The organism is Alkalicoccobacillus plakortidis (genome assembly GCF_023703085.1).
GTDB classification, from domain to species: domain Bacteria; phylum Bacillota; class Bacilli; order Bacillales; family Bacillaceae_D; genus Alkalicoccobacillus; species Alkalicoccobacillus plakortidis.
Genome location: NZ_JAMQJY010000001.1, coordinates 1,527,630 through 1,549,193 on the forward strand (window position 1 = coordinate 1,527,630; position 21,564 = coordinate 1,549,193).

20 protein-coding genes, 3 pseudogenes and 1 riboswitch are annotated in these 21,564 nt (G+C 38.1%); of the genes and pseudogenes, 8 read left to right on the forward strand and 15 right to left on the reverse strand.

Annotation, left to right across the window (positions count from 1 at the left end):
• Position 1: 1 nt before the first annotated feature.
• Positions 2 to 646, reverse strand: a complete 645-nt coding sequence (locus tag NDM98_RS08200) for a helix-turn-helix transcriptional regulator (protein WP_251606188.1) — start codon at positions 644 to 646, stop codon at positions 2 to 4.
• A gap of 61 nt (positions 647 to 707) precedes the next feature.
• Positions 708 to 1,154 carry a DUF86 domain-containing protein gene (locus tag NDM98_RS08205; RefSeq protein WP_251606191.1) on the reverse strand — a complete coding sequence of 149 codons (447 nt, stop codon included), beginning with the start codon at positions 1,152 to 1,154 and terminating at the stop codon, positions 708 to 710.
• 78 nt (positions 1,155 to 1,232) lie between these two features.
• On the opposite strand from NDM98_RS08205, the gene NDM98_RS08210 reads away from it, so the two are divergent.
• The gene (locus NDM98_RS08210; RefSeq protein WP_251606193.1) at positions 1,233 to 1,496 is read left to right on the forward strand and encodes a hypothetical protein; all 264 of its coding nucleotides are present in this window, start codon (positions 1,233 to 1,235) and stop codon (positions 1,494 to 1,496) included.
• Between the two features lie 22 nt (positions 1,497 to 1,518).
• On the opposite strand, the gene NDM98_RS08215 is transcribed toward NDM98_RS08210, so the two are convergent.
• Both NDM98_RS08215 and lipA read right to left on the reverse strand, forming a co-directional pair.
• Positions 1,519 to 1,836: a YutD family protein gene (locus tag NDM98_RS08215; protein WP_251606196.1), complete on the reverse strand. Its 318-nt coding sequence runs from the start codon at positions 1,834 to 1,836 to the stop codon at positions 1,519 to 1,521.
• Between the two features lie 131 nt (positions 1,837 to 1,967).
• On the reverse strand, positions 1,968 to 2,900 hold the full coding sequence (gene lipA, locus NDM98_RS08220) for a lipoyl synthase (protein ID WP_373370363.1): 933 nt from the start codon (positions 2,898 to 2,900) through the stop codon (positions 1,968 to 1,970).
• Positions 2,901 to 3,069: 169 nt separating this feature from the next.
• On the opposite strand from lipA, the gene NDM98_RS24595 reads away from it, so the two are divergent.
• Positions 3,070 to 3,702: a hypothetical protein gene (locus tag NDM98_RS24595; protein ID WP_373370364.1), complete on the forward strand. Its 633-nt coding sequence runs from the start codon at positions 3,070 to 3,072 to the stop codon at positions 3,700 to 3,702.
• Positions 3,674 to 4,303 carry a M23 family metallopeptidase gene (locus NDM98_RS24600; RefSeq protein WP_373370365.1) on the forward strand — a complete coding sequence of 210 codons (630 nt, stop codon included), beginning with the start codon at positions 3,674 to 3,676 and terminating at the stop codon, positions 4,301 to 4,303. The genes NDM98_RS24595 and NDM98_RS24600 overlap by 29 nt, the downstream gene beginning before the upstream one ends.
• Positions 4,304 to 4,309: 6 nt before the next feature.
• Here the strand turns inward: NDM98_RS24600 and NDM98_RS24605 are convergent.
• Both NDM98_RS24605 and NDM98_RS08230 read right to left on the reverse strand, forming a co-directional pair.
• A pseudogene (locus NDM98_RS24605) lies at positions 4,310 to 4,360 on the reverse strand (hypothetical protein); the annotation flags it as partial.
• A pseudogene (locus NDM98_RS08230) lies at positions 4,360 to 5,886 on the reverse strand (sodium-dependent transporter). The pseudogenes NDM98_RS24605 and NDM98_RS08230, both read right to left, overlap by 1 nt.
• A gap of 317 nt (positions 5,887 to 6,203) precedes the next feature.
• Between NDM98_RS08230 and NDM98_RS08235 the strand changes: the two are divergent.
• Positions 6,204 to 6,386 carry a hypothetical protein gene (locus NDM98_RS08235; protein ID WP_251606202.1) on the forward strand — a complete coding sequence of 61 codons (183 nt, stop codon included), beginning with the start codon at positions 6,204 to 6,206 and terminating at the stop codon, positions 6,384 to 6,386.
• Positions 6,387 to 6,979: 593 nt separating this feature from the next.
• Here NDM98_RS08235 and NDM98_RS08240 read toward each other — a convergent pair.
• The 8 genes and pseudogenes from NDM98_RS08240 to NDM98_RS08275 all read right to left on the reverse strand — a co-directional run bounded on the left by NDM98_RS08240 (position 6,980) and on the right by NDM98_RS08275 (position 13,802).
• Positions 6,980 to 7,495: a Na+/H+ antiporter NhaC family protein gene (locus NDM98_RS08240; RefSeq protein WP_251606205.1), complete on the reverse strand. Its 516-nt coding sequence runs from the start codon at positions 7,493 to 7,495 to the stop codon at positions 6,980 to 6,982.
• Positions 7,452 to 8,579, reverse strand: coding sequence for a Na+/H+ antiporter NhaC family protein (locus NDM98_RS08245; RefSeq protein ID WP_251606209.1), 1,128 nt, complete (start codon positions 8,577 to 8,579; stop codon positions 7,452 to 7,454). The genes NDM98_RS08240 and NDM98_RS08245 overlap by 44 nt, the downstream gene beginning before the upstream one ends.
• Before the next feature lie 90 nt (positions 8,580 to 8,669).
• Positions 8,670 to 8,842: riboswitch (Lysine riboswitch) on the reverse strand.
• Between the two features lie 87 nt (positions 8,843 to 8,929).
• The gene (gene yunB / locus NDM98_RS08250; RefSeq protein ID WP_251606212.1) at positions 8,930 to 9,706 is read right to left on the reverse strand and encodes a sporulation protein YunB; all 777 of its coding nucleotides are present in this window, start codon (positions 9,704 to 9,706) and stop codon (positions 8,930 to 8,932) included.
• A gap of 70 nt (positions 9,707 to 9,776) precedes the next feature.
• The gene (locus NDM98_RS08255) at positions 9,777 to 10,262 is read right to left on the reverse strand and encodes a dihydrofolate reductase (RefSeq protein ID WP_251606215.1); all 486 of its coding nucleotides are present in this window, start codon (positions 10,260 to 10,262) and stop codon (positions 9,777 to 9,779) included.
• Positions 10,263 to 10,324: 62 nt separating this feature from the next.
• Positions 10,325 to 10,648 carry a YunC family protein gene (locus tag NDM98_RS08260; RefSeq protein ID WP_251606218.1) on the reverse strand — a complete coding sequence of 108 codons (324 nt, stop codon included), beginning with the start codon at positions 10,646 to 10,648 and terminating at the stop codon, positions 10,325 to 10,327.
• Positions 10,649 to 10,703: 55 nt separating this feature from the next.
• Positions 10,704 to 12,068: a bifunctional metallophosphatase/5'-nucleotidase gene (locus tag NDM98_RS08265; protein WP_251606220.1), complete on the reverse strand. Its 1,365-nt coding sequence runs from the start codon at positions 12,066 to 12,068 to the stop codon at positions 10,704 to 10,706.
• Positions 12,069 to 12,100: 32 nt separating this feature from the next.
• Positions 12,101 to 12,923, reverse strand: a pseudogene (locus NDM98_RS08270) (sulfite exporter TauE/SafE family protein).
• Positions 12,924 to 12,962: 39 nt separating this feature from the next.
• A complete protein-coding gene (locus NDM98_RS08275) occupies positions 12,963 to 13,802 on the reverse strand; it encodes a DUF72 domain-containing protein (protein ID WP_251606222.1) in 840 nt (279 codons plus the stop codon).
• A 574-nt stretch (positions 13,803 to 14,376) separates the two neighbouring features.
• Between NDM98_RS08275 and NDM98_RS08280 the strand changes: the two genes are divergently transcribed.
• From NDM98_RS08280 to NDM98_RS08295, 4 genes are all read left to right on the forward strand, one after another.
• The gene (locus tag NDM98_RS08280) at positions 14,377 to 15,267 is read left to right on the forward strand and encodes a YitT family protein (RefSeq protein ID WP_251606224.1); all 891 of its coding nucleotides are present in this window, start codon (positions 14,377 to 14,379) and stop codon (positions 15,265 to 15,267) included.
• Between the two features lie 600 nt (positions 15,268 to 15,867).
• Positions 15,868 to 16,800, forward strand: coding sequence for a WD40/YVTN/BNR-like repeat-containing protein (locus NDM98_RS08285; protein ID WP_251606226.1), 933 nt, complete (start codon positions 15,868 to 15,870; stop codon positions 16,798 to 16,800).
• Positions 16,787 to 17,644 (forward strand): hypothetical protein, encoded by an 858-nt coding sequence (locus NDM98_RS08290; RefSeq protein WP_251606228.1) that lies wholly within the window; start codon positions 16,787 to 16,789, stop codon positions 17,642 to 17,644. The genes NDM98_RS08285 and NDM98_RS08290 overlap by 14 nt, the downstream gene beginning before the upstream one ends.
• Positions 17,645 to 17,902: 258 nt before the next feature.
• Positions 17,903 to 18,817, forward strand: a complete 915-nt coding sequence (locus tag NDM98_RS08295) for an alpha/beta fold hydrolase (RefSeq protein ID WP_251606231.1) — start codon at positions 17,903 to 17,905, stop codon at positions 18,815 to 18,817.
• A 1,208-nt stretch (positions 18,818 to 20,025) separates the two neighbouring features.
• Here NDM98_RS08295 and NDM98_RS08300 read toward each other — a convergent pair.
• On the reverse strand, positions 20,026 to 21,414 hold the full coding sequence (locus NDM98_RS08300; RefSeq protein ID WP_251606233.1) for a HEPN domain-containing protein: 1,389 nt from the start codon (positions 21,412 to 21,414) through the stop codon (positions 20,026 to 20,028).
• Positions 21,415 to 21,564: the final 150 nt, after the last annotated feature.

The window sequence follows — 21,564 nt, forward strand, 5'->3', positions numbered from 1 at the left end:
CTTAATTAGCTGAAGTTGTTTGTTTCTTTATGGTATATACACAGTGTGCATCACCATTCTCTGCCATACAAGCCGTACGTTCTACCTCATTTGTATCAAGTAACTCCTTAAACAATCGCTTTTCACATGCACATGCAACTGGATACGACTTGGCTACGTGAGCAATTGGACAATTGTATTCAATAAATTCATACGAACCATCCTCTTTTTCAGTCCAATTCACCATATATCCTTGTTCATTTTGAATATCGGCTAATGCCTGTACACGTTCTCCCAGACTACCTGTTACAATTGATTGATACGACTGATGAAGGCGTTCGTGACGTTTGTTAAATAGCTGATTAATCGTATCAGCCCCATACATCATCCGTAAATCATCTAAAAAGCCTAATGATAAATGACTATAGTTTCGTGGGAAATTCTCATTTCCTTGTTCTGTTAAATAAAATTTATGAACTGGCCGTCCCATTGTTTGGCGAACCACACGGGACGTAATTAATTGCTCTTCTTCTAAACCACGCAAGTGACGTCTTACCGCCATTTCTGTAATATTGAGCTCTGCGGCAAGCTCTGCTGTAGTCAGCTCGTGCTTACGCTTTAACAGGGTTAAAACAGTTGAACGAGTTGACGTTGTTTGGTCTCTCATTCCGTCCACCACCTTACGTTTATTGTAAGCGACGGATGTTCTTTTTGTAAAACGACAACTCTTAGTCAGTTTTTGGCAAGAAAGCAGAAACTGGCCCTAGTTCGTTTTCTACATATAAACGGACCTTCGAAGGAAATGCCGTTAATGCTTGCCAATGTGTACATAACAAGTCGTACAAGTTGTCATGATCGATTGTGCCTGTTGTTTGAATGATTTCTTTTCTACATTGCACAATTTGTTTTAGTGACTCTCCATGTTCATTGCTAATGACTTTTTCATCGATTAATATATCAACAATGTCCGCATAACTGCCTGGATCACGCATGATGAATCCATCAATGATACTGTTCCCAACATCAATAATGGATTCGATTAATAAATAACAAACACGCTCTAAGGCTAATTCTTCAATTGCACGATTTCGTTTTTGTAACTGGTCAATGAGTGGAAAAAGTGATTCCATATAGTCCAAGGTTTCATCTATTTTTTTTCGATCAACAAAATACACGTGTATCATCCTTTCAACTAAAAACGCGCCAAAATAAATTCATACTCACTGGGCACCCTACGAACACAGGGGGTTCTTATGACAAAAAAACAAAATCAAGCCGAGTATCATGATTTTAAAAATGTTGAAGCTATGCATAACTATGTGATTCCAGAAGCTACTCCTGAAGGTCCGTATGGTTCGCCTTATGGAGAGAATTCACCTGTCGAAGGAAAAAGTACGGAGTGGAAGCCTGGACAGCGAACATACAGTGCCTTTAACTATGTAAATAAAGACTTACACCAGCACACTCCTAGGAAGTATCCTGGGCATCACCCTCCGCACGATTCAACCTCAGACTAAATTCACAAGTAAAATAGGGGGCTTATTTGCCCTCTTTTTGTTTGCTTTTGTTTCCTTTTTCAGTCCGCTTTTTCACTCGTTTGACGACAAAATAGGCGCAGCCAAAGTTACAGTATTCATATAAGTAATCAGGTAGCGTACTTATTTTTGAATCGTACGTTGATTTCTTATGTTTGTCTTCAAAGAAACCTCTGAGGCGCAATTGATTATAACCCCAGTCACCTACAATATAATCGTATTTATTTAAAATATCGCTGTATCGCGATTTGAAGGCTTCTTCGTCCCATCCTTCTTTTATATCCTCAACGACTTCAAACTGAAGTTCTTGAATTGTGACCAACGCGTACACCTCTCACGTTTCATTTTTTCCATTGTATCATACGCAGACATTGGCAGGAAATGTTCTCTCAAGTAAAAAAAGATAGCTAATGCGTACGTTCCACACACAAGCTATCCTGATTATTTGTTTACTTATTTTACAGCTGATTCATTTTGAACTTTTCTAGCTTCTTCATTAACTTGAGCCTGATTCACTTGCTCATCTGCATGGTAGGACGAACGAACCAAAGGACCTGCTTCACAATGGCTGAATCCTTTACTCATTGCAATTTCACGAAGCTCAGCAAATTCATCTGGATGATAATATTTTTGAACCTTTAGGTGTTTTTTTGTTGGTTGCAAGTACTGACCAATCGTCATGATGTTGACGTTATTTGCACGTAAGTCATCCATCGTTTCAATGATTTCTTCCTTGGTTTCACCTAGTCCAATCATCAAACTAGATTTAGTTGGAATATCCTCATGCATTTCCTTTGCACGACGGAGAAATTCAAGCGTGCGATCATACGTTGCACGGGCGCGAACTCTTGGTGATAAGCGACGTACCGTTTCAATATTATGGTTCATTATATTAGGTCGTGCATTCATTAATGTTTGTAGACTATTCTCATTTCCAAGCATGTCTGAAGGTAAGACTTCAATTGTGCAGAAAGGGTTTTTGCGACGAATAGCACGAACAGTTTCTGCAAATACCTCAGAACCGCCATCCTTAAGATCGTCTCTGGCAACAGCTGTAATGACGACATGTTTCAGTCCCATATCACTCACTGAATCTGCAACACGTTCCGGTTCTTGTAAGTCTAACTCTGTGGGAAGGCCTGTTTTGACTGCACAAAATCTGCAGGCCCTTGTACAAGTATCACCTAGTATCATAAATGTTGCTGTTTTCCTTACAGCCCAACACTCATGGATGTTAGGACACCGTGCTTCCTCACATACCGTATGTAGTTTTTTTTCACGCATCATTTTTTTCAGGCCTGTATAAGATTCATTGATATTAAGCTTAATTTTAAGCCACTCCGGCTTGCGAATATGCTCTTCTTTCTTTGCCAACCTACTCACCATCCTTACTATTCATATCTATTTTAGTATTCATTCTTTTCTTACTTTATCACGAACTAGTCTATTAAGCCAAACCACCTATTCAAAAAAATTCCCAATCTTTCACTGCAATATTTCTTATTGGAAAGCTCAAACTACAGACATTACCCTTGATTGAAAGGAGCAGCTCTAAATGAACCGCAACCGTCTTTTTTTTATCTGTATTACTGTTCTTATATGTGTACAAATGCTGCTTCCTCAAACAGGAGTAGCAGTAGAGCAAACCAATACAACTTATGAAGATCGGATGAACCTTTATAAAAAAACAGAAACACTTACAAATGTGCCTTGGCATTACCTTGCAGCTGTTGACACCTACGAACGAGGACTTAGAAAAGCGCTTCGTGACCGTGATGAAGAGCAAGGTCTAATCTCCATCTTTTACTCGCCATCACAATGGTCAGGTCCTCTAAATCCAGACCTAGGAGACACCAATCCGCTATCAATTAACGTTTTTGGAGGAGTGGGTCTGGATGGAGATGGAGATGGAATTGCTGATCGCTTTAATGATGCTGATATTCTATTTACATTTGCTCATTTTTTAGAGAAATACGGATTTAAAGAAGAAGATATGCGTATCGCGCTATGGGAATATTATAAGCGTGAACAATCGGTAAACATTGTTCAATCACACGCCAGGACCTACAAAGAATTAGGAAGACTAGACCTTCATGACCACAGCTTTGTGATGCCTTTACACGCCAACTATAGCTACCGAAGTACCTGGGGAGCAAAACGTGGCTTGGGGCGGCCGTCGTATACATGAAGGCACAGATCTATTTGCAGGTTATGGCGTACCGATTCAATCTACTTCTTACGGGACTGTTGAATTAATTGGGTGGAATAACTACGGTGGTTGGAGAGTCGGCATACGTGATTTAGATAACATCTATCATTATTATGCCCACCTTAGCGGCTTTGAAAAAGGATTAGAAAAAGGAGACGTCGTTAAGCCAGGACAAGTGGTTGGATACTGCGGAAGCTCTGGATACGGAAAACCAGGCACACAAGGTAAATTCCCTCCCCATCTGCATTATGGCATGTATCGTGACAACGGAGTGACCGAATGGTCCTTTGATCCGTACCCACTATTAAAAAGCTGGAGAGACAAGCTTATAAGAATAGGAAGAGGTAAGGATGGAGTATCCTCCTGGAAAACCACCACTCGAGAGTCAATCGCCACGTTCAGCTCTATGACAATCCTCTGCAAATTTTTTATAAAAAACAAACGACGAACGTTCCTCAATAAAGGAATGTTCGCCGCTTTGCTTTGTCTATTTACTTTTGTTCCCGTATGGGTGAGTTTACTTCATTTCAGCTTTTCTTCGTTTGGTTGCTTTTCTAGCATTAAGGATGCTGAATACTAATCCGCCCCAAATGATGGTTGTACTTAAAATAAGCATGATAATGGCACTAGTACTCATTAGTCATCGTTCCCTTCTTTTTGAATCTGTTCAATCGTCAGTTTATTTTTGCCTGTCTTCCACTTAATCGCAGTAATGATAAATCCAACAACAATTGCAAGTATCGCTACAGTCCAACCGAACATGATAAGGAAGCTAGTTGGATAGTCCTCATAATTTGTTGTTAGGTTTGTCACCAAGTTTTGTATAAGCATAACTCCCAATACAAGTGGTGTCACAATCGTAAGACAAAATGTCCACCATCCACCAATTTGAAAATCAGAAACGCTATTGGCGTGATCTTTTAATTCAGGTAACTTACGTAGGATCCATGCAACGACTATAACCGATATGAGACCTGATACAGCAATTCCAAAATTATTAATAAAATAATCGACTGTATCTAACACACGGATTCCGTTTTGAGTAGTATAGATTAAAGAAATAATCGCTGAGAGTCCTCCACCAAAAATAACTGCCTTTGTGCGACTCACATTAAACTTATCTTGAATTCCTGCTACATATGTTTCAACTATAGAAATTAATGAGGTTAACCCTGCAAGTACTAAGCATCCAAAAAACAGTACTCCAAAGAACTCATTAAAACCTGGAAATGTGCTAATGATTTGTGGAAATACTACAAAGGCAAGACCGATTCCTCCTGTTGCTACTTCATTAACCCCTACTCCATTTTGTACAGCCATAAAGCCAAGAACAGAGAAAACACCGATCCCTGCTAAAATTTCAAAGCCTGAGTTACTAAACCCTGCAATAAATGCATTATTATTTATATCCGCTTTTTTCGGTAAATAACTTGCATAAGTAATCATGATAGCAAATGCCACTGATAGACTAAAGAAAATATGTCCATATGCCGCAACCCAAACGGCTTGGCTCGCGAAGGCCTTCCCAATCTGGTTTAAAGAATGCATCTAATCCTGTCATCGCACCTTCAAGCGTCAATGCACGAATCACAATACACAAGAACATAATAACTAACGCTTGGAATAATAATTCGATTGGCAAGCTCAATTCCTCGTTTTACTCCTTTAAATAAAACACCAAGTGTGACAAGCCATACAAGGATAAGCGGTATTAATATACCTGGTACGATTGAGCCCATGTCATTGGCTGATGCTGTTGCATGTAAAAATGAATTAAAGAAAAAGCTGTCTGGGTCGTCCCCCCAAGCTTAAATTAAATGAAAAAATAGTATAGGATAATGCCCATGCAATAATTACAGAATAATATGTAGAAATAACAAATGCTATTGCAACCTGCCACCATCCCATTCCTTCAGCCTTCTTATTAAGTCTTGCATAGGTAAGTGGAGAGGATCCCCGGAACCGCTGACCGAGTGAGAATTCCATTATTAAAATAGGTATCCCTGCTGTTAATAAAGCAAACAAATACGGAATTAAAAAAGCGCCTCCTCCGTTTTCATATGCTACATAGGGAAATCTCCAAATATTCCCCAACCCTACTGCTGAGCCAATCGCTGCAAGGATAAAACCTGCCCTTGACCCCCACTGTTCTCTTTCTGCCATATTGTTCCAAACTCCCTTCAACTCGTTAAAAATTGCCAAACATTTAGTCAAAATGATCTGACAATTAAGATTGGACATAATTTATTAATATCAAGTGTTAACTGCCATCACAATGTCAACTATTTATTATAGGCATGCATCTTACAATTGTCAAAGTTAGTTATAACCAATTTTCATTTTAGAATTTAATGTTTAAGAACATAAAGTTAAGGGAACTTTAGTATGTTACCTAATTTTGTATACATTCAGTATCTAATATGAGAGAATGAAGTAACAGCTTCACGATGGGCTGAATCGATATCGAGGAGTGTGACCCCGTGTACAAAGTAACTCGTACTGTAAAAGGGGTAACAGAGACTCTGAAGGATTCAAACAGCCATTTGGATAAAACCTTTACAGATTCTGTTGCCGCAGAATTGTTGGCAAAGAAACTGAACGCAAACACATTGATGAACACTGAACATTGGACCGTACAGTCCGTTAGTTTGACTAGTCAATAAGTGGCTGCTTGTTGGTAACAAATTAATTGGAATTTCATAAAAAAAGGAGGCTGGAACAGAAATGTTTCAGCTATCAGATAAACCGAATCGATATGTTGATTACCTCACATATATTGATTCGGTTTTTTGTTCTTCAAAAATAAGTGATTGGACATATATAAAGCTGCAGCTGGATGTTGGTGATTCAAATTGTTTGTCATCTCACCGGTAGTAGCAGAGAGGTCTTGGTGTTTTGCGGTGTGTATTGGTGCTGTAGAGGTCTCTTGGTGTGATGTAAGAGGTTCTTACTATTGCTTCCCTTTCTCTTGCTAGTAAGGAGTGGCTCTTGGTTCCATTGCTTTTTTTCTTTGTGTAGCTGTTCTTTGCTTAGTAACAGATGGATTGCTCTTGATTTTTCATCAGGTTCTTTTGCTATGGCAGCTAGGATCTTGATGTATTGACTATCTAGCTTGGTTTGAGCATGTGTGTTTCTTGGTATTTCCCTCACCCCTGCTCCTATCTTTATTAAAATCCACCAACACGTAAAAAGATTAAAGACGAATGATCCTAATACAGGATCATTCGTCTTTATAGGGACTATTCAGCTCTTTAAGCTAGATGGTTTTCTGCGTTTTTTTAATAATCATAACGACTACAAACAGCGCAACAATAGAGATACATACAGCGGCAATGGTTCCAAGTAATGGAAGCAACATAAATCCAAGAGCTGCGACAACTGCTGCGAGGATTGCATATGGAAGCTGTGTCATCACGTGGTCGATGTGGTGACTTCCAGATCCTGCAGCTGATAGAATCGTTGTATCCGAAATAGGTGAAATGTGATCTCCAAAAATAGACCCCGCAAGCACGGCAGCAAGCATTGGTAATAACAGCGCACTATCAACAGTCGCACCCATATCTCCTGCAATCGGTAGAAGGATTGCAAATGTTCCCCAAGATGTTCCTGTTGAGATAGCTGATATGCCTGCGATGAGAAATAGCATAACAGGAAGTAAAAATGGCGGAATACCATCACTTACGAGTGAAGCTAGATAGGCTCCTGTTCCAAGATCTCCAATGATTGCACTAATTGTCCAAGCCAAAAGTAAAATCAACACAGCGGGCATCATGGATTTTGCCCCAAGCTATAGCAACCGTCCAAACGTCCTTTGCTTTGGGTTTCGTTAAGACTGTACAAAAAAGAGCTGTGAGTAGTCCAATTATTGCACCATAAAGTAACGAACGTGATATGTCTGTAAATTCAAGTATAGACAACATGCTAACAGCTTGCCCTTCATCCTGAGCTCCTGTAACTCCTGTAATCATCAAAAAGCTTACAGTAACAATAACAAGTGTTAAGATAGGCAAGATTAAATAGCTGATTCGTCCTTTTTGTTCTCCCGCTCCTGTCTCAGCAGAACCCTCTGGCTCTCCTTTTGACAAATCATAAAGAACGCCTTCTCGTACTGCTAGATCTTCATGCTTTTTCATTAAGCCAAAATCAAACTTGTATAACGCTACAATAAATACCAAGGATAAGGCTGTAATCGCATATAGATTCATTGGCACCATCATTAGAAACGCTTGAAAAGCACCGTATTCAGTAATTCCATTTTTATCTAAAATCCCTGCAATAATCGTAATAATATACGCTCCCAAGCTAGATAGCGGCACAATAACACAAATAGGAGCGGCCGTTGAGTCTACATAATAAGCAAGCTTAGCTCTAGAAATACGATGACGGTCTGTTACAGGACGACTAACGTTTCCGACGGTTAAGCTGTTAAAGTAGTCATCAATAAAGATAATGAAGCCAAGTACGATCGGCAATAACTGAGCACCCGTACGTGTTTTGATTCGTTTGACAGCCCATTCACCAAAAGCAGTGCTACCTCCTGAAAACGAGATAAAGGAAGCCACCATACCAAGTAGAATCAAAAAGAGTAGGATAAAGAATTCCCAGTCATTTATGGCAAAGCCACTTCCCGCAATAGCACTTGCTATGCCTCCAACTGTTACAGGCTCTGCAACTTCATAACTAAAAAATAACGAACTGATAATATGAAGCAGCTCGATGCCTGCCTTTGGAACGGAGAAATCATAAAGCATAAGCGCTCCAAGAATAATGCTTACTCCTAGAGACAATAAGACCTTTCTCGTTAAAATAACTAAAATAAGGGCTAGAAGTGGTGGAATAATTGAATAAATGTCCATGTATAAGATTCCTTTCTATTATCTTGATCAAAAAATAAGGGCCATCATGGATATCCCATGATGGCCCTCTGCACGCATAAGCAGCCTTACAATGATGATAGTCCTCCACAGCCGTCAAGCTGTGACAGTCCAGTACTTATTAAATACTGGCCCAATAGAACAGTTTTGCAGACTCGTTCTATTTCGGCAAATCTTCCTTTTTGTTTGTATCATCGCTGCCGCTCAACAAACTTACTCATAAGATTTGCGCCTCTACCCCATATGTAATGAGGCTTTTGCTATTTAATTTAAATCAACCTGTATACCTTATCATAAAGCTAATCGTCGTTCAATAGGGAAACAAGATAAATCTAATCTACTGATTCTTCTGGTTCTTCGACGTCTTCTGGTGTTACAACTGGAGCTGGCATAATTGCTCCACCACCACCCTCCATATAATAGTTTGGCACTGGCCCCGTAATGACTGAAAAGCCGACCGGCAGTGTTACACTAATTGTGTCCGTTGTAATGGCAAATGGAATAATGACCTCGACGTCAATATCGATATCAATATTTAAGGACACACGAGTACTATTAATATTGACTCGTTCTACTTTATCATTCATATTCACTTTTACGTGACTAATTGTTTGAAACCGAACTGGAATCGTTGGTCCAAGATCGGCTAATAGTGAGTTATTTAACGCACGACCAAGTGGAATCTCATAAAGGATCGCGCTATCACCCTCGACTACCTTCTCTCCCTCACGATTTAAGTGACCGGCCTTCAATTGGTCAAGTTGATCATGCACCTCAGACAGTGTTTCACCAAGAATTCGATTATACTCACCAGCATCAAAACTGAGCATGGTGACGTAGCCACTATCATCTTTATCAATGACTAACAATTCATCCATATTAATCGTTTGACCAAGCTTATTATTCAACGCCCCCTCAAGAGAGTGGGTCGCAATATTTTTAATCTCTATCTCAGCAATTTGCGTTAAGACAGGACGGATTTTCTGGTCTATCAGCCAGATCCCTTGGTAGGTCATGACAATAAAAATGAGTGTGGATAGCAGCAGGACATACCGAAATGGCAGTGGACCTTTTTGCTTTGTACGTCGTATGGGCCGTCTATTTATCATGCCAAAAACCCCCTCCACTATTATCTCTATGCAGCGAGAAGGGGGTTTTGACCTATTTCTTTAAACAACCTTAGACGCGATCATATACCTCGTATTGATGCTTGTGTTTATTTTTCTCGTCAACAACACCTTCACGGCTTGAAACGAGCTTCCATTCTTCTTCTGGCACTTCAGGGAAAAACGTATCCCCATGAAACACACCTTCAATACGAGTGACATACATACGATCTGCCTTGTCCATAAACAACTTAAAAAGCTCAGTTCCACCAATAACGAAATTTTCTTCATTTGGGTTGAACAATGCCTCTGCTTCTTCTATTGTATGTACCACTTCACAGCCTTCAGCCTGATAATCATTATTCCGTGTAACAATAATATTCCGGCGGTGAGGAAGAGGTTTTTTATCTAGTGAATCAAATGTTTTACGCCCCATCACAATCGTATGATGTTTGGTTGTATCCTTAAAAAACTGAAAATCAGCAGGTAAATGCCAAGGTAAATCATTGTTTTTCCCAATCGCACGTTCTTCATCCATTGCAAATATAAATGAGATCATTCTTTTCTCCTCCAGTCTTTTTATAGCTTGTCCCCAAATGACTAAGTAAGGATAGATCATCCTCACTTAGCTTCTGGTGTGATTCCATGCAGCAATAGCATAGCGTCACTGCCAATTGTGCCCTTTTTGACGCCTTTTTCTTCAGCAGCCAAGGTTACAGATTCAAGCGGTGCATCCAGCAGTTGATCAATCGTTCGTACACCAACTGCGCGTCCGGCAAGAATGCCGCGTTCTTTTAGCTTCTCATTAAGTAAGCCAACATCTAAGGCTCCACACATAATATAGCCATCTGCACCTGTAACCGCCATAAAATTTGTTTTGGGTAGCTTAACTGTTATCGCTGTAAATCCAATACCCTGAATGGTAATCGGCTGAACTTCAATCACACAGAACACCCCTTTCTCCACATTCTATGGAGGCCAGATACGGTGTGTTCCAAGTTTATAATTGATTCAGCTTCCACGCGAGAATATCACGTAGGAATTCCGGCATTAAATAGGTTTTGTCTTCGGCATCTGTTAGCTCGGGATATAAGAATCCAAACGTGTACATATCCAGTGTTGCAAGTCTGTATTCTGCTTCTAAATCAAGTGGTTCACCAAGAATGGAGATCGAGCGGACCAATTCTTCATTCTCAGCATCATATTCAACAGAAACACCTGTATAGATCATCTTGCCAAGTACCTGTCCGCGAAATCCAAAGCCTTTTAACTCAAGATTGATTAATTCTAAGCTTGATGCACGTTCAATCGTATTCTGGAGCTCCTTACCAGTCAATCGAATGACACAAGGGTTAATGGGGTGAGGACAAATCTGATGGATTTCTCCTCGTGTGAGCTGCCCCTTCGGCAAGTCACTTAACAAAACGCCTGCATTAAGCATGCCTATCGATTCGCCACACCACTCTGTTAAGCCATCACACAGCAAACGTGTCGCTGTTGTTTCTTTATACCAATCCACTGCAAGCGGCATCGGCAAAACGGCCATAGGTTGTTTGAGAATCTCATCCGACCGCTTTTTTGCTTCAAGTAGATAGGTCATTGTCTCTGGATCAGATGGCAGCTCTTTTGCTTCATGCAAAACGGCCACAGACTCTTGCAAGTGATTGTTATCATCAAATGTTAATGTAACCTCACCAAGATAATGACCATGTTTGCCTGCCTGTACAATTAATGTGTCTTGAATACGCTCACCCTGTTCAAGCACGTGATGGGTGTGTGCCCCAATGATTACATCAATTCCGCGTATCTCTTGGGCAATCTTCTCATCTTTAAACAAACCAAGATGAGATAGTAAAACCAATACATCTACTTGCGGTTTTAATAACTTTACCTGTTCCGTTATGCATTGTGTAAGGTCCAACACACTCCAACCCAGCTTCTCATAAAAATGAGAGAGCGGCGCGGTCAGACCAAATAACCCAACTTTCAAACCATTTTCCATGGTCCGAATGGTTGAAGGAATAGACCAATCTGGTTGATCGCCGTTCTCTTCCATTAGATTTGCTAATAGTATTGGAAATGTGGCTTCTTGATAAAGCTCACCTAACTGCTCTTTTGAAAAAGTAACGCCTTCGTTATTACCTATTGTTGCATAATCCACACCCGCCATATTGAGCAGGTCCATATTCGCTTTGCCATCTGTCGCCTCTGTTATAGAGTGACTTCGATCGGCATGATCCCCTAAATCAACGAATAATGAATCCTTGGTACGATGTTCCTTTACATATCGAACAATTCCTGGCCACTGATTAAAATCACTATGAATATCATTCGTATGAAAAAGAGTGAGATGCTTGTGTCCCATTATGATCCCCCTCCCGAGCGTCTTCGTTCGTTTTACCCATTCATGCCTTGATAGATCAACCGTATGGCAATAATGACCATAAAAATACGTAGAATAAAAATTAATCGATCACTAGAAATTCGGCGATTAATAGCCGCTCCTAGTTGTCCGCCGAACCAAGCTCCTGGCACAAGTGCCAAAGCATAAAGCCAGTTAATATGACCAGCTGCCATGTGAGATATCGAACCAATAAAAGCTGATACCAGAATCACAAACATAGATGTAGCTACGGCCAGATGAGCGGGAAATCCAAACAGAATGATCATAATAGGTACCATTAATGCTCCTCCACCTACACCAAAGAGGCTTGGAGATAATCCCTACAAAGAAGCTAAGGACTATCGCAAATACTGGCTGATAGCCATATGTAAATTCCTTACCTTCATGATCTATGACAGTACGTTTATACCCTTTTGGTCGAAGCGGCATCGGCTTCAGATATTTTCTAATAAAAAAGGTGAATGCAACCACTAACATAAAAATTCCAAAATACATTAAAAAGTCATCTGTATTTACAGCTTGGTTAATTAAGACACCACAGATAGCACCAGGAATAATACCAATTGAAAAAATAGCTCCACTTTTAAAATCAATTGTTTTTTGTTTGGCATACGCAACCGTTGATGAAATACCTGTAAAAATCATAATTAATAAGGATGTACCTGCAGCAACCTGCGGACTAACATCGTTTAGGATCGGCAGCACACCATCTAATGTTAATAGTGCGGGTACAACAATAATACCTCCACCAAGTCCCATTAAACTACCGACTGTACCAGCCGCCAAGCCTATAACCACCAACAATAACCAACTCATTATGACAACCCTTCTTACTACATGTGTGATAACTCTACATCATTCAAATAAATCGAGCTGACGCGGTGCCAAACCCTCATACTTAATGCCTAAAGCTTCAATAAACTGCTTTGCATTATCTGCCGCATCTCCGCCTGAATTATTATTAAAAATGACATAGATATTTTTACATTTCTTCTCTAATTCTAATACATTATGCCGCCACTCTTCCAGCTCTGTTTCATTATAACGATATAAATAGCGTACTTCACGCCATTTACCGTCTTTTGTATCATTCCAACCATAAACATTTCGACCATGAAGCCTAACTAGAGTTTTTGTTGAATGAGTTGGATGTAGCACCGTTGGTATGGACCCATTACCTGCCTGAGGCTCATCACAGATAGAATGAATCCAACCTTCTTCTTCCATAAAAGCAAGTGTACGTTCTCTCATCGATTCACTAAACCAGCTCTGATTACGAAACTCAAGCGCAACTGGAAAGCCACTCAGCTTCTCCTTCACATAGCGTACCCATTGAACATTCTCTTTACGACAATCAAACCATGGTGGAAACTGACAAAGCACCATCGCAAGCTTTGAACCAAGCGGTTGCAAAGAGTCAATAAAAGCCGTGAACATTGCTTCTTTATCCTCAAACGGACCAAACCCATTCTGATGACCCGTCATGCATTGATAGGCTTTTACTATAAATGAAAACGAATCCGGGGTTTCAGCCGCCCACTTCGCCATCGTTTTCTCTGGCTGCACTGCATAAAAGGACGAATCCAACTCCACAATAGGAAAATGCCCCGCATACGTGATTAGCTTCTGTGACAACGGTATCCCCTCATATAATGAATCATGATCTCCCCAGCCTGTTAACCCGATGTAGATCATACTGTTAACTCCTTTATCTTATATGTATATCAATAGACGAAAAGCGAATCCGCTAGGACTCGCTTTTTACCTATCCATTACTGGTTTGCGCTTCATACATTTTCACTTTATCATAATACTCTTTTTTGATTGGAGCAAGTTTTGATCATCGTCATTTGTTCCTTACTCATTGATATGACAAGATACGTTTGATTGCTTTAATCTGACCACAGTGGTTCATTTCATCTTCCATAACATGAAACCAAAGATAATAATAGTTAATCGGGATCCCGCTATCCTTTATCCTAACCGCCTCCTTAACTTATTTATAACTCTAGCATGATTGAATAAATATCCTAGTCTTAAATCCAACATCTAAAAATGGTATAATAAGGGTAGTAATTAAAGACTCTAGAACGATCTACATATATAGATGTTCAGATAAATCAATTGAGGTAGTTGTTTTAGGAGTTCAAAACTAGTACGATTAGCCGTATATCAAGGTTTTTACAGGGATCACATTAATCTGTTATTTCCCTTTTAAATTTGATCGACAGAGATATAGAATGATCAATATGTTGTTAGGAAGTGGCTTATGAAAGAATACAGCTTAATGATACTCGGAACCTTTTTCTTCGCTTTTTCCGTTTCCATATTTGCGATGCCAAACTCCCTTGCGGAGGGCGGAGTGGTTGGGCTTGCCCTTTTGCTTTATTTTGGACTTGGCTGGTCGCCAACCCTTGTCACCCTTATTGCCAATGGTGTGATCCTACTCATTGGTTATCGTTATCTTCCCAAATCAATGATTGTCAAATCAATCATTACAGTTCCACTATTTTCATTTTTCTTATTTCTTCTAGCAGATATTGCGAATCCAATTGATGACCCACTTCTCGCTGCATTATATACTGGTGTATTTACCGGGATAGGATTTGGCTTTATCTTTCGCTCAGGAAGCACAATGAGTGGGACTTCTACCATTGCCAAAATGCTAAATTATAAATTTGGCTTGGAACTCACAGGCACAAACTTTGTTCTAGATACACTTGTTGTATTAGCAGGAATTCTAGTGATTGGTCCATTGTTAACCATGTACACAGTCGTAGCGCTTTTTATTGGAAAACGTGTGACTGATTACGTATTAGAAGGATTTGAATCCAAAAAAATTGTTCATATCTTCTCCAATCAACATGAATCCATCGCACGATCTATCCAAAAAAACCTAGGTGCACACGCAACCATCTTGCAAGGAAAAAATTATGACATAAACGAAGAAGAAAACCTCGTTTATGTTGTCGTAAAAAAACAACAATTGTTCTTCTTGAAAAAATTAATTAGAGAAATTGACATAGATGCTTTTACTGTTGTCCACACAGTAAAAGACGTAAGTGGTGGCTCATTTAATAAAGCTCATTACCCAACACAAGTAACATTTAGCAGTGAAAAAGAAGAGAAAAAGTTCTATAAAGAGCAGGCGGAGGACTAAGTTTGATGAAACAAAAAGGAGGACTCATGAAAACTACCATGTGTTCTCTTTTTTTATTGTCAGAAGTGCTCTTGAAACTCACTCATGTTTGATAGGAACAACCAAGCGAATTCTCTTTTCATCTAAATTATCATATGTTAGCTTTGAAAGCGTGAAAGTTGAGAAGGAGTCGATATATTTGAGTGAATTACTTTTATCTAGAAGGTTTATCCCTGTATATTTTATAGTAGGATTCTTAGGTGTCTTGTTGTTTAGAACATTAGACTTTTCTTGGATAGAAGTTTTTATGGTAACATTTCTATGCTTTTTAGTAGGTATCATTTCGTTTATGCAGAACTTTGTGCTTGGGAAAGACCAAAGATAAGAAAAAACGAGCCAAAAAAGGACTCGTTTTTTTATTTAAACTCTTCTATTTAATTTCACGTCAAATCTCGATGTAATTACAATAGGTCACTGTCTCTTTACTACTTTACTTGAGGATAAACCAATACCCGCTTACATCGCAAAACAAAAAATACACGATTACCTAACCAAATAACCCAATAAATAGGATATAATAAAAGCTGTAAATTCATCTACTATTTTTAAAGGAGCTTTCCATTGAAGAAGTTTGCTATTACATTATCATCTATTATGATCATTGGGTTAACAGTAGGTATGGTTATGCAGCAAGAAGCTATGACCACATTAACTACACAGACTCAATCTGAAAAGCTAGCAGAGCAGGTTCAGGAGGCTGAAGAGCAAGAACCAGTTGCACCGGTTACAGATCAAGTTGTTGATTATTCGATAAATAATGAAGAGTTTCTGGTGACATTTGATCAAGGAGAGAATTGGATCGGTGTCCCTATCGAACCACAAACACTGTTTACTGGCGAGTACACTGGCAGTCAACAGGAATTAATAAATGATAGCTATGTGTTAACGAATGATCGAGCGATTTTTCTATATGCTGTTAATCAGGGTAACGGTATAACTGTTCACACCATATCAACAACCGATCAAGGCCAATCCTGGCAAGAGACACCCATTAGTAATATTGAATCTAGGCCAACTCTACGTTTTAGAAAAATGGATCTATTAAATGAGCAATTTGGATATTTGATTTTCTCGGGAGAACGTACGATGTCTAGTGAATCAGGTTACGTCTACCTAACAAATGATGGTGGCGAAAGCTGGACGTTAGTTGGTATACCTGACACGCTCCGACTTATAGCAGATGGTGGCTTTATCAATGAATCTACTGGATTTCTCTCCTATGGCACCATTAACCCTGATGCTCCTGACCTGTATGTGACAAATGATGCAGGAACAAGCTGGACATGGTCAGAAGTTCATGTTCCAGACGAATACGGAGAGATCTTTGTTCAAGCGGAAGCACCTTTTATGCGCGATGATCAATACATTCTGCATGTGAATCAAGGTCCAAACGGTGATTATTTGGGTGGTCGAGTGAAAGGCGAATTTCATTCTGAAGATGAAGGATTGACGTGGGAGTTTGTTGAGGAGGTAGAGCCAGATGAACTTCATTAAAAAGAAACGGAAAATCATAGCTGCTTTGTTGGTACTCATTTCGTGTGGCCTATTTATTTTGCAAATGGGTTATCTCTTTCTACCTAGCTTGATTGGACGAGAAGTTGAATATGTTCACAATCAGCTTTTTTATCTTATTAATATTTCCTGCATACTTAGCTTAGCCGTATCTTACCTTCTCTACTTTCAATTAATAAAAAAGTGGCTCATCATCGGTGGGAGTATTTTCAGTTTATTTATAGCGGTAAACAGCTATCTAATGTACTCTACAAGCCAAGAAGTAATTAACACTGTAAGCTTCTCTCCAGATGGTAATCATACACTTGTTTTAAAACAGGATATAGAAAATGGAGAAATCATCTACTACCGTGAAAATTATTATTTTCTAGCAAGACCCCTTCAAAGAATCACTGCAAGTGAACGTGAATTACACGTCAAATGGCTTGCAAGTGACGTTGCTGCTGTAACCTATCAAGATGCTAACCATAACATCCAACAGTACATAGCCACATATGGCGATCGCGGCGAAAGTTCCTATTACAATGTCGGACCTGAAATTCATGGTGAATGGCAAGATGGAGAAACGAGGGTAATCAGTGGGCCTGAAGGTATTCTTGTAGAAGACAATGGGCAGAGACAGAGGTTCGGCTTGGAAGACATTCAGCAGTACGGAACATTAGCGATTGTCTTAAGCGATGGGAATAATGCAGCTTGGACGATTGCGTTAGCTGAAAACTTTAAGGCCCAAAGAGATTCACCTACAGCGCAGCCAGGAAATATCAGGATTTATGGAGCTACGATTGGTGATGGTGAGGTTAGGACGCTTGAGAGGGTAGGAGATTAATGGAGATGTCTTTTATCTTATGACCAAAAATAATTGAGAAAAAGCGAGTTCCTATGGGTCCCGCTTTTTCTATCCTTATATTGCCAACACAAAAGCCCACACATATTAAAACAGCACCTAAACAAAGCCTTATGTTAGAACTTTGAGGCATTGATTAAGTCATATTGAATGATGATAGTCCTAGAATATCGGTCGACCGTCGTCTATATGAATGTTATAATGAAAGCGATATCTTTAAAATGATCAGGAGGTTATATAGTGAGCTCAATTCTTAAAGAACTTGAATCACATGTCAATCACCATCAAGCTAGAGTAAAAGGTACATCATTACATTATGTTACAGGTGGATTAGAAACTGGGCCTGTTTGCGTCTTGCTTCATGGGTTCCCTCAGAATTGGTTGACATGGCGTTATGTCATTCCGAAGCTTCTATCCACCCATAAAGTGATTGCCATTGATTTAAAAGGATATGGAGAATCTGATAAGCCTAGTGATATGGAAAGCTATGATACTAGTATTGTAGCGAGTGAAATATACGAACTCTTACAGTATTTAAAAATCAAAGAAGCACTAATTGTTGGACATGATCGTGGTGCCAGGATAGCAAGAAGGCTAGCTTTAAACTCTCCAGATGTGGTAGCAGGCCTTATTTTTATTGACATTTTGCCAACAGAGTACATTTATGGAGATTTATCAGCAGCTGATGCAGCGACAAAATATTGGCATTGGACATTTCAAGTAGTTAACGGGCTTCCTGAAGAACTAATTAAAGGAAAAGAGGATATCTATCTAAAATTTTTATTGAGTAGAGGTGATGGTTTATTTAATTTATTACAAAGCGATGGATCATGGGAAGCATACTTAAAATCATGGATGCAACCAGGTGCCGTTTTAGGTGCTCTTAATGACTACAGAGCAACGTATCATATTGATCTGCCACGTTATGAGATCGAAGCTACTTCTAAAAGGATGCTTGATAAAAAGACACTGATTCTATGGGGAGAGCAAGGAAACTTACACAGTTTGCCTGTTTTAGATGTGTGGAAGCGCTCAATTACAAACATTACTGGTCATCAAATATCTGGATGTGGCCATTATATTCCCGAAGAGAGACCAGATGAAGTTGCAAATCATATTAAACAATTTTCAAAATCCATTAACTGGTCAGAATAAGCCTTACACCCCTCCCCTTCTCCAAACGACTCCATAGAAAAAAGCGAATCCCTAAGGACTCGCTTCTTTTTTCTATTATTACCCGATTGAACCTTCCATTTCGAACTTGATTAATTAGGGATTTCAGAGTGTATCAAAACTAACTGGAATCCCTTGTTTTTCATAGTTTATTACATTGTACTTATAATAGTATATCAAGAGATATCAATCTTCATCGGCACAAAATCGGCACGTTTTTCATATCCCCATTGACATAACTCACAAATTTGTACTCTATATTAGCAGAGCTCTGACTGGAATACTAACATTCTTATATGGGCAATTTGCAAAAGTTGCTAAAGAAACAGCTAAAAAGGGATTAAATTGACATTTTAGGGATTAGTTGTTCTGTACGGACATATGAATTATACTTGCATTAAGGAAGCAAATTCAATGTTCGAGGGAATGATTAACATCATTGAAATTTTGATATATATTTTTGACGATATTATTTTTGATAATTTTCTTTTCTGGTTTGTATGGTTACCTCTTATACTTGCACTCTCAATAAAAGCACTTTGTAAACAAGAGAATGTAAAACCGATAAGATCTTTGTTAATATTTTTAGCTGCCTACTATACTGCTAGAACAATAACTTATTTTTTTCTGTAGTATTTATTCCATTTAAAATTGAGGATAACATCTACATAATTAATTCATTTAAAAAGACACAAGAATAAACTCTCGTGTCTTTCTTATTGAGTGGTTTTTCCTTTAAAATTTTAAGGCGATAGCGTTAAATTGTTGTGTCTTGCTGAGTATGGCAAGATGAATCATGATCGTTCTACACTGTAACTTGCCCTACTTTAAGAAAAAAAGTACCAAACCTCTAATTGCCTTGGTACTACTAGTATGCAGTTGAGAGGACTCGAACCTTCACGAGTTTAACCTCACTAGGCCCTCAAATTTGTGTATAGGTGTAATTGGGTATATCTACTTATTTATGGTCCATAAATGAACTCCTTTTACTCCTAATTCACTTTTAAAAAGCTTACTTAGGAAAGGGACTGGAAAGATAAAAAACTCCTAAATTCCTAATAATAATTAGACTTTTTCTGTAAATGTTCGTCCCTTCTATAATTTTACTAGTAGTACTCAGAGTACTTTTAAATAAAGCTTCCTTCCCAAATGACTATCTCAAGCATATTAGTTCTACTTCTTTATTTACTTTAAATAGCTAATCTTCTATTAAATAATTTATTAATTGTTTTCTGAATACTTAAGTCATCAATTCCTATATGTTTTAGAACTAAAATATAATACACCCATTCTAAAATAACGAAGTCTACTGTAACTTTTTTGTTGTAACCTTTATCTAGATTGCCATGAGCAAAATCATTCCTTTGTTCATTTAAGCGTTCTGCTGTTACATCTGATGAATAATCCCCAGAATCAGAAATAGCGTATAAGTTTGTAATAAAAGGCTTAAGTATGGAATCATAGTCTATCAATACTTTTTCGATTCTAGATCCTAAACTATTATCACGTTGCTGGACGAGTTTCTTTAGCCCTTTAAAATACTTTTTATTTTTACCTGTATGACTTTTTATTTCTTCCTCTAAATATGCCAAAACTTTTTCTTGCAACAAATTTTTCTCGTTTTCTTCAATTAATAATTCAACTTCCTTTTTATTTAATAACTTTTGCTGCCACTCAAATCCAGCACTAACCATTATAAATCTAGATGCTGTTATCAGAAAAAAATCATTACTGTTCTCAGGGATTTGTTCTAAATAAATTTGATCATTTAAAATCAATTTAAATAATCCCCCTATCTCCCCACTTATATCCATATAATTTATAGTTCTTTCTAATATCTTTTTGTTTTCAACCTTATCAGACTTGCCATAATAAAAATAATAATCAGCAACGTGCATATATTTTCCGTCCGCATCCATTTTCTTTAATTTAATTATAGGTATATCTACATTTTTTCTATAGCTAATTAGTTTCATTAAAGTCATATATGACTTTACTAGTTTATGTGTATCTTCAATTTCTAAAGTGGAATTATTTTTAAATTGCATAGCTAACTCAGTTTTTAGACTTAGTTCTACATCTTCATTTTTGTAAGACCTAGATACATTTAATGAGCAATCATATTCTTTATTATTATGTTCAAAAGTAAATGTCTGATGTAGCTCATTAAATGGTAGTGTAGAAAGATGGAACACACCACTGTCATTTTTATCAATTGAAAATTTAATAGCTTGATTTTTGTTATAAAAATAATCCAATTCTTCTGATTGAAACCCTAATCTATTAAAATTCAGTACCTCACCTTTATAAATTATATACGAGCTTACTCTGCCTTTAAGAGTTTTAGTGGAATGTTTTAACAATCTAGATTGATGAATAAAAAATCTCAAATTTGAACTTTCTAAGCTAACTCCATCTATAAAGTCTAGTTTTTCTTCTTCGCGAGACATGAATATTTTCAAGTCTTCTCCAAAGAATCCATTTCTGTTTTCAGTTTTTTCAAGTGAAATTTCAAAACTATCCTCATTAAATGTATATAGATATGTATCTTCGCCTAACTTTGTAAACCCTAATAACATATGATCGCTCCTTAACGTACTTTTAGCTTATTAAAGAAATTTTAGAGACTTTGAATTAAAGTAACGTGCCACTTCCATCTTACAAGTTCTGTTATACTAAAATTATACTAGTGAGCAACTATTTTCAACATTTGTTTAAAGTTAATTTAG

Coding starts and splice junctions, on each gene's coding strand:
- NDM98_RS08200 (WP_251606188.1), bottom strand. CDS start 646: ATGAGAGACCAAACAACGTCAACTCGTTCAACTGTTTTAACCCTGTTA.
- NDM98_RS08210 (WP_251606193.1), top strand. CDS start 1,233: ATGACAAAAAAACAAAATCAAGCCGAGTATCATGATTTTAAAAATGTT.
- lipA (WP_373370363.1), bottom strand. CDS start 2,900: ATGGTGAGTAGGTTGGCAAAGAAAGAAGAGCATATTCGCAAGCCGGAG.
- NDM98_RS24595 (WP_373370364.1), top strand. CDS start 3,070: ATGAACCGCAACCGTCTTTTTTTTATCTGTATTACTGTTCTTATATGT.
- NDM98_RS08240 (WP_251606205.1), bottom strand. CDS start 7,495: ATGATGCCCGCTGTGTTGATTTTACTTTTGGCTTGGACAATTAGTGCA.
- NDM98_RS08245 (WP_251606209.1), bottom strand. CDS start 8,579: ATGGACATTTATTCAATTATTCCACCACTTCTAGCCCTTATTTTAGTT.
- yunB (WP_251606212.1), bottom strand. CDS start 9,706: ATGATAAATAGACGGCCCATACGACGTACAAAGCAAAAAGGTCCACTG.
- NDM98_RS08255 (WP_251606215.1), bottom strand. CDS start 10,262: ATGATCTCATTTATATTTGCAATGGATGAAGAACGTGCGATTGGGAAA.
- NDM98_RS08265 (WP_251606220.1), bottom strand. CDS start 12,068: ATGGGACACAAGCATCTCACTCTTTTTCATACGAATGATATTCATAGT.
- NDM98_RS08275 (WP_251606222.1), bottom strand. CDS start 13,802: ATGATCTACATCGGGTTAACAGGCTGGGGAGATCATGATTCATTATAT.
- NDM98_RS08280 (WP_251606224.1), top strand. CDS start 14,377: ATGAAAGAATACAGCTTAATGATACTCGGAACCTTTTTCTTCGCTTTT.
- NDM98_RS08290 (WP_251606228.1), top strand. CDS start 16,787: ATGAACTTCATTAAAAAGAAACGGAAAATCATAGCTGCTTTGTTGGTA.
- NDM98_RS08300 (WP_251606233.1), bottom strand. CDS start 21,414: ATGTTATTAGGGTTTACAAAGTTAGGCGAAGATACATATCTATATACA.